The sequence below is a fragment of the Paenibacillus faecis genome (genome assembly GCF_008084145.1).
GTDB classification, from domain to species: Bacteria; Bacillota; Bacilli; order Paenibacillales; family Paenibacillaceae; genus Fontibacillus; species Fontibacillus faecis.
Genome location: NZ_VSDO01000002.1, coordinates 535,062 through 548,383 on the forward strand (window position 1 = coordinate 535,062; position 13,322 = coordinate 548,383).

Genomic DNA, 13,322 nt, shown 5'->3' on the forward strand with positions numbered 1-13,322 from the left:
AGTTTGGGCCAAAAAAAGCGCGAATGCCGGGATTTCAACAAATCCTCGGTCATTCGCGCTTTTGTCGTATGCGGATTTCGTCCTATTCGTGCGAAATGATGAAGGTCATCTTTCCTTCGAGTTCGAACGGGCCAAACTCCGCCGGGAGGATAAAATGATCACCTTTGGCAAGGGGATAGGTTTGATCCGGCGTCCGCAGCAGGCCGTTTCCGTCGATGACGCTGCAGATGGTATATTTTTCGCGAGCGGACCGTTGGGCTTGACCCGAAACCTCCCATTTTTCGACGGTGAAGAAGGAATTGGATACAAAACTGGTTACCGTCATGCCGGCCTCTTCCTTGCTGCTGTACGAGACCGGTTCATAGGCTTGCGGAATGGTGGTGACGTCGATCGCTTTCTCCAGATGCAGTTCCCGGAGGTTGCCGTCCTTGTCCTTGCGGTCGTAATCATAGACCCGGTACGTTGTATCGGAGCTTTGCTGGGTTTCAAGAACGACGATGCCTTTGCCGAGGGCGTGGATCGTTCCGCTCGGGACATAGAAGAAATCGCCGCGTTTCACGGGTACCCGCGTCAACAGGTCGTCCCAACGACCATCCTCGATCATTTGCACCAATTGTTCCCGGCTCTTCGCTTCATGGCCGTAAATAATGACGGAGCCCGGCTCGGCATCGACGATATACCAGCATTCGGTCTTCCCCAACTCGTCGTTTTCATGTTCGCCGGCATAGGCGTCATCCGGATGTACTTGAACGGACAGATCGTCGGAGGCGTCAAGAATTTTGGTGAGCAGCGGGAACACCGGAGAGCCGGAGCGGAAGAGCTCGGTATGCTTGCTCCAAAGATCCCCCAGTTTCATTCCTTGGTAAGGTCCGTTTTTGACGACGCTTTGACCGTTGGGGTGCGCGGATACCGCCCAGCATTCGCCGGTACGATCGCTCGGAATTTCATAACCGAACAATTGCTTAAGCTTGGTTCCTCCCCAAATGCGCTCTTGAAATACGGGTTCCAAAAAAATAGGTTGGTTCATGTTCATGGGTCCTCCTCAGGAAATTTCTACTTATATGCTACATGTACAAGTGCGGCCGCGCCGATCAGGCCGGCATCCTGGTGCAAGGCGGCGGGAACGACCGGGGTTTGCCGGCCCGACGGATTCAGCGCATGCCTTGCAACGTAGGCTTTCACGGCGTCGAACAGCGGGGCTCCCACCTGGGAGACGCCGCCGCCGATCACGAGCAGCTCGGGATCGAGCGTATTGATCAAGGTGACGCAGCCGATACCGATATAGCGGAACACTTGATCGATCCATGCCGTTATCCGGGGTTCCGTCCCCGAGGCGGCGAGATCGAAGGCCTCTTTCGAGGTGACGGGGCGGCCGAGCAACTCGCTGGCTTGCCGGGCGACGGCGGTGCCGGAGGCGATATGCTCCCAACAGCCCCGCTGACCGCATACGCAAGTCCCGGCCGCCGGATCGATGACGAAATGCCCGACGTCTCCCGCGTTTCCGGTTGCTCCGGTGAGCAGCCTGCCGTGGCTGTAAATCCCGGCGCCGATGCCGGTACTGATCGTAATAAATACGAAATGATCGGCCTGTTTGGCGGCACCCTGCCATTTTTCCGCCAGGGCGGCGGCCGTCGCGTCGTTCTCAAAGGCGATGTCCAGGGCGGGAAAATGACGCCGGAACGACTCCACGACGGGGAAGCCCCACCAGCCCGGCATGTTCGGCGGCTCTACGATTTGGCCGAGCCGCGTGTTCAAAGGGCCGGGCGCCCCGATGCCGATCCCCAGCACATCGGCCGCAAGATCGATCCCGGCTTTCGCGGTCAGTTCACGAATCGCCGAGGCGATCCGGTCGACCATTTCCGCCGGGGAGACCGTATGGTCCGTGGGGAGCGAGTGCTTCAGCAGAACGGCTCCTCCGGCGTCGACGAGGCCGATCGCTGTTTTGGTCCCGCCGATGTCTATGCCAACAGCATATTTCAAGTGTCATACCTCCATTATACCGTTAATCGTAACTTGACAAACTTGACAAAATAAAAATATGTAAAGTATATTTAGGCTTAGTTTAGCATGTTTCGGAGGGAATGAAAAGGACATGGGACGTAAAAAGAAGGTGTCTATGCAGGATATCGCGAATCGGCTGCAGATTTCCAAAAATGCGGTTTCCCTCGCCTTAATGAACAAAAAGGGCGTTAGTGACGAGATGCGCGGCAAAGTGCTGCAGGCGGCGAAAGAGCTGGGCTATGGCCCGTTTGCGCAGAAGGCACCGGATAGCAAGAACATCCTTGTGTTGGTGCCGGAGAGGATCATGAGCTACCAGGACAACGATCATTTCCGGTTTTTCCATGACTTGATATGGGGCTTGGAGAAGAGTATCCGGAGCAAGGGGATGAACGCCGTCATCGCCCCGATCGGCCGGGAGATGGAATCACGGCTTCAACTGCCGCAGCATTGTACGGACATCGCTTATCAAGGCATCATTCTTTTCGGCATTGTGGACAAAGCCTACGCCAGGCTGGTTTGGGAGCTTGACGCGCCGCTCGTCATGCTGGATTCCTACCACCGCGAACTTCCATGTCCCGTGGTGTGTTCCGCCAATATTGCCGGAGCGGCCGAGGCGGTCTCCGTTCTGATCCGGGCGGGGCATAAGGATATCGGCTTCATCGGACCGACGAACCTGACGACCAGTCACGAAGAGAGATGGTACGGCTATTGGAAAACGATGCAGGATCACAGTCTGCGGATCGAGGACCGGTTTATTTTGACGACGTCGGAGAGCTTTGATTGTACGGAGGAGGAAATCGACCGGTTTTTGCGGAACCTGGAGCTGTGGCCGAGCGCGTTTTTTTGCGGAAACGACCGGATTGCTTACTTGTTGGCCAAGCAGCTGCGAGAACGGGGATTGAAGATTCCTGCCGACGTATCCATCGTGGGGTTTGACGATCTCGACGATGCGGAGGAACTGGGTCCCAAACTGACGACGATGCGCGTGGAAAAAGAAAAAATGTGCGATGCCGCCGCCGCGGTTCTGCTGTCCCTGCCGGGAGGCGTCCGGGAGGCTGTGCGTGTGGAGATTCCGGCTACGCTGGTTCTGCGCGATTCGGTTCGTACTGTCGAGATGTAAGCCGCAAGTCGTCAAGCGGATAAAAGCGGATAAAAGCGGATAAAAGCGGATAAAAAAACGGCCGGACCGCCGAGTAAGCGGGTCCAGCCGTTTTTACTAAGTACCGTTCGTATTACTTGCTGACGGCTGCTTCGTAACGTTTCTCAACTTCGGCCCAGTTGATGACGTTGAAGAAGGCCGCGATGTAATCCGGACGTTTGTTTTGATATTTCAGGTAGTAAGCATGCTCCCATACGTCCAAACCAAGGATCGGCGTTTTGCCTTCCATCAGCGGGGAGTCTTGGTTCGGCAAGCTGTAAACGGACAATTTGCCGTTTGCGTCTACCGCGAGGAACGCCCAGCCGCTGCCGAAACGAGTCGTAGCCGCTTTGCTGAAGTCCTCTTTGAATTTGTCAAAACCGCCGAGTTCGCTGTTGATCGCGTCCGCCAGTTTGCCGGAAGGTTGGCCGCCGCCGTTCGGTCCGATCGTCTCCCAGAAGAGGGAATGGTTCGCATGTCCGCCGCCGTTGTTGCGAACCGCGGTACGGATGCTTTCAGGTACGCTGTCCAGGTCGGAAATCAGTTCTTCAACGGATTTCGAAGCCAGTTCAGGCGCGGACTCCAGAGCTGCGTTCAGGTTCGTAACGTAAGTATTATGGTGACGGTCATGGTGGATCATCATCGTTTGCTCATCGATATGCGGTTCCAAAGCGTTGTTGGCATAAGGAAGTGCTGGTAATTGATGTGCCATTTTTATCATCCTCTCCTTAAATTATGTAATACTATTTTGAACACTATTTATTATAATTATCCCATCCCCCTTAGTCAACTTAAATGTATATTAAGTATATTAAATGAAGGTCCTACATTGACAAAACCGTCGGCGTTTATCATAATGAGGGATCGGATGACGAAGAATTCAGGTTTGGGGTGAATGGAACATGGGTATGGGCATCGTTGTCGTGGAAGTGTGCGACAGCAATTTGTTAAGCGCGCTGGACCTGGAGCAGCTGGAAGAGGAATTTCCCGAAATCGCCGTGCTCCGGCTGGACTGCCTGAATTTATGCGGCCTTTGTAAAATCAGACCTTATGCGATGGTCAACGGGAAGAAGGTCTTCGCCAAGACGACCGAGGAATGCCTCGCTCAGATCAAAGAAACGATCCGTCAAGAGCTGGAAGCGTTCCATGGGATCTGAGGATCTGAACTAGGCCTAATTATAAATAACCTCCGGACGAGCATTTTGAAGCTGCCGGAGGTTATTATTTTATTTTGCCTGCTTATGGAATATTAGCGCTTGATGACGTACACGCACTTCCGGCCTTCCTGGGCCAGACATTCTGTCCTTTCCACCCGGGCGTCCAACAGCGATTCGAACAAGCGCAGCTCGCATTCGCAGGCATGGTTGTAGCGGTTCGCGATTTGCGAAATCGGACAATTGTGCTCCATAAGCACGAAATGATCGTCTCCGCGCTGCTCGCATTCGGTCATATACCCGTTGTCGTTCTGAATCTCGGCAAGCCTCTGCACCTTTTGGGCAAGATTCTTCCCTTGCATATCGGATTGATACTGGCGGTTCAGCTTATCTTTGCGGCGCTCGAATAGGCGCTCGATCGATTCCGCCCCGTACTCCTGTTCCAATTCGCCCAAAAGATCCAGCGTCAGCGTATGGTATTTTTTGGGGAACAGGTTTTCGGCCAATTCGGTCAATCCGTAAACGGAAGTCGGCCGGCCTAACGTTTGGCGGATCATCTTCGACTCGATTAGCCCGTCGCGCTCCATCGTGCCCAGATGGCGGCGGACCGCCATTTCCGTGATGCCGAGCTCCAGCGTAATTTCCTTGGTGCTGAGAGGACCGGATGTTTTCATCATTTGCAAAATTCGTTCGCGTGTCGACGATTCTTTGGGTTGATTCAAATTCATGTGAGGACTCCTCCGGGACGTGAGATCAGGCCTGCTTCAAGGCATGGACCGATTCCATGCAGGCGTCGGAGCAGAAGCCCTGATGCTCCTCTTCGCAATCTTCGCAGCAAACATATTGCAGGTTGCACACGGGACAATTGATGTAGCGGTCATGGGACACGCCGCAATGATGACAATGGGCGATCACGACGTCTTCTTCGGTCCGGTTGATCGGAACGGAAATCCGTTCGTCAAAGACATAGCATTTGCCGTCGAACAGTTTGCCTTGGACTTCCGGGTCCTTGCCGTAGGTCACGATACCGCCTTCCAACTGAGCCACATCCTGAAATCCTTCTTTCAGCAAAAAGCCGGTCAGCTTCTCGCAGCGGATCCCGCCGGTGCAGTATGTCAGCACCTTTTTATCCTTGTGTTCGCCCAAGTTCTCGCGGATCCATTCGGGAAACTCCCGGAACGACTCGACTTCTGGGCGAATGGCGCCGCGGAAGTGGCCGATATCGTACTCGTAATCGTTGCGGCCGTCGATGACGATCACGTCGTCGCGCTGGAGTTGCTCGTAAAACTCCACCGGCGACAAGCGTTTACCGCTCAACGTGTTGGGATCGAGTTCCTGCTCGTAACGGAAGGTGACCAGCTCCTGCTTGTGACGGACGAACATCTTCTTAAAGGCATGACCGTCGGCTTCATCGATTTTGAAGACGATATCTTTAAACTCGGGCATCGCCCGCAAGTCGGCCATATAGCGATCCGTTTGCTCCACGGTTCCCGATACCGTGCCGTTAATTCCCTCGGCGGCGATAAGAATGCGGCCTTTCAGCCCAAGATCTTTACAGTATTGCAAGTGCTCCGCCGTAAATGTCTCGGGGGAGGCGATGTTTGTAAATTTATAAAACAGCAAAATGCGGTAAGCATGTTGTTGACTCATGTTAGATCACCTGTCTATATTAGATTCTACTGAATTGTAGTGAATTTTATGTACTTAGTCAATATTAAAGTATAGTAAGTATAGTAAAGATTACACATTTGGGTTTGGAGGAGTCACGATGAAACACAAAACGATCGCATTTATTTACGCGCATCCCGATGACGAAACCTTTAGTTCTTCTTATCTGATCCGTCAGACTGTCGACGAAGGGCACCGGGTCGTACTGCTCACGGCGACGCGGGGCGATGCCGGGAAAACGGGACGATTGGGAAGCATGACGCCTCAGGAGCTGGCGGCGAGAAGGGAACGGGAACTCGAGCAGGCCGCCCGGATTCTGGGAATTGCGGAGGTACGGCAGCTTGGCTTGGGAGACGGGAAGCTTAAGGATGTTCCAGCGGAAGAATTACAGAAACAGATCGCGGAATTTATCGCTCACCACAACGCCGAGGTGGTCGTCACGTTTCCGGCGGACGGCATTTCCGGGCATAAGGACCACATTGTAATCCATCATGCCGTTAATGCGGTTGTTTTCTCCCGGCGGACCCCGACGGTACAAAAGCTGTATTATAATCAACTGGGGAACTATCAATCCGAAAGCTCCAGCGTAGTCAAGCTGGAGGCGGGAGGTTACTGGGAGGCGAAGCGCCTCGCTTTGCAGGCGCACGAATCGCAGATACTCAGTATCGAGCGGGTATTCGGCGATCTGGGGCCCGAAGTGCCGCCCCATCACCGCTTTGAGGCGTTTGAACTGGCTTGGGAACGGGGCGTTCATTTTCCGCCAAAAACAGAGCGTTCCGTCTGGAATGACCTGCTTTAAATATTGCGCAAAGACGCCGGGGATGTTCCCCCGGCGTCTTTGCGATACACTCTATGTTATGCCGTATGTTTCATTTTTGTCGGATGCTTGGGTGCCGGTGCCGCGGGTTCGGTTTCGTCCGTCTTACGGAACAAGCCGCGAAGGTAAGGGAGGACGAAACGGTCAAGGCCGATCTTGCCGGCGTTGGCGGCGGCTACGATGACCAGCACTTCAAGCAGCAGCATTTGCGCGTTCGTGCTTACGGTTCCCGAGAAGAGGAAGGCCGCGTTCATGACCAGCCCCATCAAAGCGGCGAAAGTAGTGAAGGTACCGAGGATCAGACCGAGACCGACGAGAAATTCACCGTAAGGAACCAGGAAGTTGAACAGGTCGACATTCGGCAGGGCGAAGTTTTCCAGGAAAGCGGCCCACCAGCCTTGAACGGCGGGGTGATCGCCGGCGCTGTTGGCGATTGCGCCGTTCAGGAAGCCGGCGGCGTCGAAACCGCCCGTAATTTTGTGCCAGCCGGCCGTCATCCATTGATAGCCAAGGTAAACACGGATCACGGTGAGGAACCACATCGCAACTTTGTTCGTTCTGAGGAAATTGTTAAACATATGAACCACTCCTTTAGGATTTGTGTTTTTGTTTTTTGGATGATCATCTTTGATGTCTTAAGTATAAGTGATTTATTTCACATGATATGTGATTTAAATCACATTTATTTAAATTTTTATAATTTAATTTTTATCTATCGTTCCAGGCGGCCAGGATCTAAGCAGGGAGACGTAGGCTGTAGCTGAATCGAAAGAAAAAAGAGCTGTACGCACAGCTCCTTTGATTCATGAATTATTCCGGCATTATCCAAACGATTTCGGCGATACGGACTAAAAATTTCTTGTGTCTTTCTTCAAGGACGACGTGGTCTTGTTTGACTTCAACGACACGTCCATCGAGTCTACCGCGTGTGGTTTCCAGGATAACAATTTTTCCGATGAGACATATTAAAGCGTCAACAACACAATGATCTACAGGATTGACCACGACAGTGTGAGGCATGTGTTGCATATGTGGATTGTGGGGCATGTGATACATCATTGGATAATTATTCAAAAAATTACCTCCCAAATATTTATACGGCATTATACGCAGATGCCTATAAATGGATTGGGCTAATGCCTAAAAATGCGGGCCTGGACGCTTATTCAGATGCGGAAGCACGCCAGACCATTGTGTACACCAGATTATTTTTCCAAGTTACTATGAGATCGTTGAACGTCGAAGCCAAAAAAGAAGGGCACTATGGCCCTCCTCATTTGTCCGTATTTCTCTTGTTGCCCGGCTGTCGAGCTTGATCCTTCGCTTGGTCGTTCTCCACCGGATCATTTAACATTTCGTCGACGATATCTTCCAGCATGTCCGTGGAGGCTGTGCCGTTATCGGCCTCGGGGATGGGGTCGACTCCCGGGCCGTAGCCTAAGCCTTTGAACTCTTCTTTTTTGCGATCCATGAATAACACCTTCCTTTGCGGATTTAAAAGGCGGACGTTTCTGTACAGCTATTAGGCCGCATCCGGCTAAGCAAACAACAGAAAATACATCAGAAAAAAGAGAAGGCCGAATAGGATCAGCATCAAAATCAGAATCAAGCTGACGATGATGTAAGAGGAGCGGAATTCATTCCGGTTGATCTGCGTCCGCTTTATGCGATATTCCAGGGCGGCGGCCACGATGACGGCGGTTCCGAAAACGAGCGATCCCATTCCCGCAATTACGGAAAAAACCCGGGCAATCTCGCTGTAGGTGGAGTTAAATACCAATCCGGCGGCGAGAAAGCCTATGCCGATGATCGAGACGCTCGTGCGAATCCAGGCCAAAAACGTCCGCTCATTAGCTAAATGCTGCTGAACATAACGGTTTTCCGTATTGGTATGCTCCTCCAATGTGCCATTCCTCCCTCCCGTCACTTCCCATTACCCGTTTCAATCGCCCGATCTTACTTTCGGACTAAATAAATGAGTTTATAGGGGAGAAGCAGCGGGGTTGTTCACTCGAATCTGTTCGTTCATCTGGTTTTTAGTCTGCTTCAAGGGGTCTGTTTTATCCATGCGATGGCGGTAAGGGAGCCGGCTTCGAGAACTTTGGCGGGGTAACGGAGCGCGTTCGTATCGGCAATCCAGAGTTCTTTTGCGGATTCCTGCCCTTCACATCCCGACAAATAAGCGATGCGCCGGCCGTCCGGAGACCAGCTGACCGGAGTGGAGAAGCACGAGGATACCGCCCAGGTCGCGATCTGTCCGCCTTCTCTGCGGTCTGTCTGTATATAGGAGATGTATCGGTTTTGAATCAAAGAAGTGGCGCTGTAAGCGATGCGCGAGGAATCGGGAGACCAGGCGGGATTATAGTTTTTTGCCTCAGGCCCCCCTTCAAGACGGGTCGTTTGGCCGGTCGCCAGGTTAACTACGCTGATCAGGGAGATGCTGGCCCCCGGAGACGTATACAGGGCGAATCGTCCGTCAGGGGAGAGGCGAACATCGTGCAGCGGCCCTTCCTCATTCCGGGTTAGCTGCCGTACGTTCGTTCCGTTCGGGTTAATTTGATATAGCTGTACGTTACCGATAGGATCGGGCGCGGCATAAAGCAGAGAGGTTCCCGATGGAAACCACCCGGCGTCCGTGGCGCCGACTGTGGCAATAACGGTATGTCGATGGGAATCCAAGTGATAAATAACGATGCGTCCTTCTTTGACATAACTCAGATACCCGTTATCCGGGGACCAGTCCAGCAGGGTGTAAGGTTCGAGCCGATCCAGTTGAGCCAGCGATCCGCTTCGCAGATCAAGGGCGTAAAGGATGGAATTCCTGCCGATAAAGGCTAGACGGCGGCCATCCCGGGAGGGATAGGGCACAGAAAAAGCCTCGGCGAGTCCCCGGGTAAGCCGGATGATCCACCGAGTCAGGGGAACATATGCCCAGATGTCATAGCCTGCTGGCCCCGTGCCCGCGGTAAACAGAATCTTTTCCCGATACAACGATAAACTCATTCGCTTTCCACCTTCCGAATTTGAACTGCTAACAGTCTATTCGAGAGTTGAAATTGGGCGAATAGGGAAAAAAGAAAGAGACCTTATAAAGGCCTCTTCCTAAATGTCGCGACAAGTCGGGTTAAACTTTAATGTCGATGTTACCGCCCAGGTTCGGGTTTACGCTTTGCTCCATCATTTTTATCAGGGCTTGTCCTTCCGTAACCGTCTGCTCCTTCGCCATCTTCAGCACCGAGATGCCCACGGCCTGCTTCAGGCTGCTTTGGGACAATGCGGTGGATAAGGCTCCAATGTCCATGTTTGCTCCTCCTCGCCTATGGAATGAGTATACTCCGTTATTATCGGTTCCCGGAGGGGAAATCTTGAAGGATCATAAATCATATCGGTGAGACGACGATTCCTTCACAATAAGTGTTGGGTAGGGCAATATTAGAATAATTATACCATTGGAGGTTATATCTATGAAAAAAACGGCGTATATTGCGGGTTCATTTCTTCTTGGCGTGATGGTGGCAGCCTCGGCCGGAACGGTTTCAGCTAAAGTGAAGAGTTTAATCGGTCAGAAGGTAACGGGAGAAGTGTCGGTGGTGGTTAACGGTAGCCCGTTGGAAGACAAGGGTGCTGTGATCGACGGGAAAACAACAGTCCCGATTCGCCCTTTAGCTGATGCGCTAGAAGCCGATTTTAAATACAAAGGGGGTACGATTTATATTGAATCCGAGCAGCCCGCAAAGGACGCTTCCAATAAATATTCGGATATGACGAATCGAGAACATCTCGAAGAAAGCAAGAGGCAGTTGGAAAACAGAATTTCCTATCTAATCAACGAAAAAAAGAATTTTTCAGAACTCATTGAAATGTCCGAAAAACGAAAGGCTTCAGCCACAGATCAAAAATTAAAAAGACTAGAAGAAGAAATTAAAGATCTTAAGGATAGTATCCAAACCAGGTTGGAACCCGAACTCGAAAGATGTTTGCTGGAATGGGGGCAGGTGCAGTCGGTTATGTCGAAACTTGAGAAGGGGAAATGATGTCCGGGCAGAATTATGCGAGGCATAAAATCAATTTGAACAAATCTCTACTTTGTCCCTCACTAAATGCATTTTCAGTGAATAAATTGATGAAATGACAGTTCATTAGTAGTGTTATTAGGTAATGGGGGAAGGAAGAATGGCTGCTCGAACTCAAAAAAATAAACAGACTAAGCGGGTGCAGAGAAACAAACAAAGTTCTCCCCCTATTTTTCAAGGAAACAAAAAACTTGAGCTCGTCGTTGCAGCCCTGCTTTTAACGGGAAGGCTTAAAGTGGATTCGGTTCAGTTGTATACAGATTCATCATTATTCGTCAGCCTCGTTGGCAAATTTAAAACATTGAATAATGACACTGTCGATAAACTTGTTAATTTTATGAATGAAAATGGAAATATCACTTTAAACGACTTTATGGAAGCATTGAAAAAGAAGACGGGTAACAGCTAAATAAAACTTCAAGAGCAGGTGAAGGATATGAGTAATTTTGATGGAGAAAATTTTGCTAACAATGTTCTCCTAATTATTGTCATTACGTTGCTGATATTCGGATCCACCGATATTGAGAATCTGTCCGGTGCTCCGACTGCGACTTAAGCGGGGAAAATGGATATTTGGCTCAATTTTAAAATTGTCCCCCAATATAGGTTTTTTGGTCCCTTATTAAATCGCAAGACAAAAAAGAAGCCTTGCTACACCAAGCTTCTTAGCTATGATCTGTAGTGGGCTCGAACCACTGACCCCCACCCTGTTAAGAATGTTTTTTATTTTGTTGAATATTGTTGGAGTGCGAAAACCCTTAGTATATAAGGGGTTTTCTTGTTCGTATCATTGTTCGTGTTTGTTGGTTTTTGGTGCCGATATTTAACTTTCGGCACCAGATTTGGCACCAGAAATTTGGAGTATCGAGAGAAGGTGAGGCCACTTTTCTATACTTGAATTATCTAAAAGTTGGATGGGCCGGATTCCAAGTTGCCCACCCTGAATGGGCTTTACCCGATCGCTTTAGGATAAAAAAATCGGATATCGAATTGGCAGCAATTAGGGATTGGCTGAAATAGGCAAGGTAGCCCGTAACAAATATCTTGGAGGATTTCCGAAATAAAGAGGCGAGCCAGTGTAAGAAGTGCTGCCTGGTCATGGCTTTTAATTCGAATTACATGCTCTTAGTCAGATGAACCAGTAGCGGTTACTTCTACTACAAGGTCATTAAAATCTCCATCATCCACAAAATCGTCAAACCCCACTACATTTTGCTCATTTACCCGGACTTTGCTCTGAAGCCACCTTCCACCGTCTGATGTCGGAAAAAAGGCCCATCCAGCTATGCAGTACGTTGCAATGATATCATTAAAGCCGTGTAGGACTATGCTCTGAAAATCGGAAGTACTATATTTTTCAGTGTACTTAAGTTTTTCAGGTCCGTAGATGCCAATACCTTGTGGTCTACTTGCATTGACTGAAAAGGTGAGCTTCCTATTTTCCCCCGCAGGAATATCAATTGAAACATAAGTCTCCCTAGCCAATTCGTCTAAACTTGCCGGAAAAATTAATGCCATAACTTCCACCTCTTAAGTTTATTTATCGTAAGTATGTGGAGTGTATGTTTTTTTATTCACCAATTAAACTGATCAAATATCCCCACATCAACCCGCCTGTGCGACGCATGCAGGAACGCAATGATATTCCCGTTGTTCTTTGCCGGGAGCTTTTCGAAATGATCTCTCACCTGGTCCTCCCATTGCTTCACCGTAATGTCGGAGGATTTCAGGTGATCTATCTGATTCATAATCCATCCATACTGATCTGTTGTTACCCTCATATGCTGTTTATTCTTTTTCTGGCTGAAGTATTTCAAATAGGTTTTTATATAGGGATTTTCGTAAATATCCAGCCCCCACGACATGATCTTGCCGCGCTCATTTTTGACCGGGTTCCCAGTTGCTCGAGCTCCTTCATGCCGGCGCGGATACTGTCCTTTCCCTCGGTCGTGTGCCTGACCAGCTCGTCAATGTAAAAACGGAAACTGTCAAGTTTGGAGAGCATGTACGCCAGCAGCCCACGGGCCTTGATCTGTTCAAACAAAGCTTCGCCCACACCTTTCAACATACGGGACAACGCCAAAATTTGCGTTTGGCATCGTCAGGCCGGCGAGGATTTCTTTGCGCTAAAGGAGCGGCAACTTCCGCAGGTCCTCGCCTTTGTACCGCAGAATGTCGAACACAGCATAATAGGCCGGAAGGGTAGCGGAGAGGCGTGCAATTTTGCCGGCGCGCTTCGCCTGGAACCGAGTCATTACCGACTCGAAATCGGACACCCCGGTCGCCGGGTCCACGCATGCGATTTCACCGTCAAGTTCGATGTCGTGTGAAAATAAACCGCAGCTAATCTCCGGGTACTGCCGAGTGCAGGGTGGACGTTAGCGGACTCTTGCGAGAAGATCAACCGGTGTCCGTGATTTTCGGTTCAAATATGGAGCGCGGATCGCTGAACGGACCGGGGCTGTTGTGAG

At 50.6% G+C, this 13,322-nt stretch carries 19 protein-coding genes; 5 read left to right on the forward strand and 14 right to left on the reverse strand.

The features are described from left to right. Window positions 1-82 precede the first annotated feature (82 nt). Both manA and FRY98_RS10245 read right to left on the reverse strand, forming a co-directional pair. The gene (gene manA, locus FRY98_RS10240) at window positions 83-1,027 is read right to left on the reverse strand and encodes a mannose-6-phosphate isomerase, class I (RefSeq protein ID WP_148451651.1); all 945 of its coding nucleotides are present in this window, start codon (window positions 1,025-1,027) and stop codon (window positions 83-85) included. 26 nt (window positions 1,028-1,053) lie between these two features. Beyond that, window positions 1,054-1,980, reverse strand: a complete 927-nt coding sequence (locus FRY98_RS10245) for an ROK family protein (RefSeq protein ID WP_148451652.1) — start codon at window positions 1,978-1,980, stop codon at window positions 1,054-1,056. 112 nt (window positions 1,981-2,092) lie between these two features. Here FRY98_RS10245 and FRY98_RS10250 point away from each other — a divergent pair, with 112 nt between their 5' ends. Next, window positions 2,093-3,121: a substrate-binding domain-containing protein gene (locus tag FRY98_RS10250; protein WP_148451653.1), complete on the forward strand. Its 1,029-nt coding sequence runs from the start codon at window positions 2,093-2,095 to the stop codon at window positions 3,119-3,121. A 112-nt stretch (window positions 3,122-3,233) separates the two neighbouring features. On the opposite strand, the gene FRY98_RS10255 is transcribed toward FRY98_RS10250, so the two are convergent. Beyond that, window positions 3,234-3,851, reverse strand: a complete 618-nt coding sequence (locus tag FRY98_RS10255; protein ID WP_148451654.1) for a superoxide dismutase — start codon at window positions 3,849-3,851, stop codon at window positions 3,234-3,236. 190 nt (window positions 3,852-4,041) lie between these two features. On the opposite strand from FRY98_RS10255, the gene FRY98_RS10260 reads away from it, so the two are divergent. Next, window positions 4,042-4,296, forward strand: a complete 255-nt coding sequence (locus tag FRY98_RS10260) for a YuzB family protein (protein WP_211373279.1) — start codon at window positions 4,042-4,044, stop codon at window positions 4,294-4,296. Window positions 4,297-4,388: 92 nt separating this feature from the next. Here FRY98_RS10260 and FRY98_RS10265 read toward each other — a convergent pair whose 3' ends face one another. Then, window positions 4,389-5,015, reverse strand: a complete 627-nt coding sequence (locus FRY98_RS10265) for a helix-turn-helix transcriptional regulator (protein WP_148452664.1) — start codon at window positions 5,013-5,015, stop codon at window positions 4,389-4,391. Between the two features lie 31 nt (window positions 5,016-5,046). Then, window positions 5,047-5,943 carry an oxygen-dependent tRNA uridine(34) hydroxylase TrhO gene (trhO, locus tag FRY98_RS10270; protein ID WP_148451655.1) on the reverse strand — a complete coding sequence of 299 codons (897 nt, stop codon included), beginning with the start codon at window positions 5,941-5,943 and terminating at the stop codon, window positions 5,047-5,049. 118 nt (window positions 5,944-6,061) lie between these two features. Between trhO and FRY98_RS10275 the strand changes: the two genes are divergently transcribed. Further along, a complete protein-coding gene (locus FRY98_RS10275; RefSeq protein WP_148451656.1) occupies window positions 6,062-6,760 on the forward strand; it encodes a PIG-L deacetylase family protein in 699 nt (232 codons plus the stop codon). A gap of 56 nt (window positions 6,761-6,816) precedes the next feature. On the opposite strand, the gene FRY98_RS10280 is transcribed toward FRY98_RS10275, so the two are convergent. From FRY98_RS10280 to FRY98_RS10305, 6 genes are all read right to left on the reverse strand, one after another. Then, a complete protein-coding gene (locus FRY98_RS10280; RefSeq protein ID WP_148451657.1) occupies window positions 6,817-7,356 on the reverse strand; it encodes a DoxX family protein in 540 nt (179 codons plus the stop codon). Window positions 7,357-7,588: 232 nt separating this feature from the next. Further along, on the reverse strand, window positions 7,589-7,852 hold the full coding sequence (locus FRY98_RS10285) for a DUF2642 domain-containing protein (protein WP_225039879.1): 264 nt from the start codon (window positions 7,850-7,852) through the stop codon (window positions 7,589-7,591). A gap of 199 nt (window positions 7,853-8,051) precedes the next feature. After that, entirely contained in the window at window positions 8,052-8,249 is a 198-nt protein-coding gene (locus FRY98_RS10290; RefSeq protein WP_148451658.1) for a hypothetical protein, read from the reverse strand. A 66-nt stretch (window positions 8,250-8,315) separates the two neighbouring features. Next, window positions 8,316-8,681 carry a YidH family protein gene (locus FRY98_RS10295; RefSeq protein ID WP_148451659.1) on the reverse strand — a complete coding sequence of 122 codons (366 nt, stop codon included), beginning with the start codon at window positions 8,679-8,681 and terminating at the stop codon, window positions 8,316-8,318. A gap of 143 nt (window positions 8,682-8,824) precedes the next feature. Then, window positions 8,825-9,781, reverse strand: a complete 957-nt coding sequence (locus tag FRY98_RS10300) for a TolB family protein (protein WP_148451660.1) — start codon at window positions 9,779-9,781, stop codon at window positions 8,825-8,827. 121 nt (window positions 9,782-9,902) lie between these two features. Beyond that, the gene (locus FRY98_RS10305; RefSeq protein ID WP_148451661.1) at window positions 9,903-10,079 is read right to left on the reverse strand and encodes a YjfB family protein; all 177 of its coding nucleotides are present in this window, start codon (window positions 10,077-10,079) and stop codon (window positions 9,903-9,905) included. Window positions 10,080-10,242: 163 nt separating this feature from the next. Between FRY98_RS10305 and FRY98_RS10310 the strand changes: the two genes are divergently transcribed. Further along, window positions 10,243-10,812 (forward strand): hypothetical protein, encoded by a 570-nt coding sequence (locus tag FRY98_RS10310; RefSeq protein WP_148451662.1) that lies wholly within the window; start codon window positions 10,243-10,245, stop codon window positions 10,810-10,812. A 139-nt stretch (window positions 10,813-10,951) separates the two neighbouring features. Further along, on the forward strand, window positions 10,952-11,260 hold the full coding sequence (locus FRY98_RS10315) for a hypothetical protein (protein WP_225039878.1): 309 nt from the start codon (window positions 10,952-10,954) through the stop codon (window positions 11,258-11,260). A 716-nt stretch (window positions 11,261-11,976) separates the two neighbouring features. Here the strand turns inward: FRY98_RS10315 and FRY98_RS10320 are convergent. The 3 genes from FRY98_RS10320 to FRY98_RS28930 form a co-directional block, all read right to left on the reverse strand. Next, on the reverse strand, window positions 11,977-12,369 hold the full coding sequence (locus FRY98_RS10320) for a hypothetical protein (protein ID WP_148451663.1): 393 nt from the start codon (window positions 12,367-12,369) through the stop codon (window positions 11,977-11,979). A gap of 307 nt (window positions 12,370-12,676) precedes the next feature. Continuing rightward, entirely contained in the window at window positions 12,677-12,919 is a 243-nt protein-coding gene (locus tag FRY98_RS28925) for a hypothetical protein (RefSeq protein WP_225039877.1), read from the reverse strand. Between the two features lie 58 nt (window positions 12,920-12,977). Beyond that, complete coding sequence (locus FRY98_RS28930; RefSeq protein ID WP_338114596.1) at window positions 12,978-13,145, reverse strand: hypothetical protein; 168 nt, start codon at window positions 13,143-13,145, stop codon at window positions 12,978-12,980. Window positions 13,146-13,322: the final 177 nt, after the last annotated feature.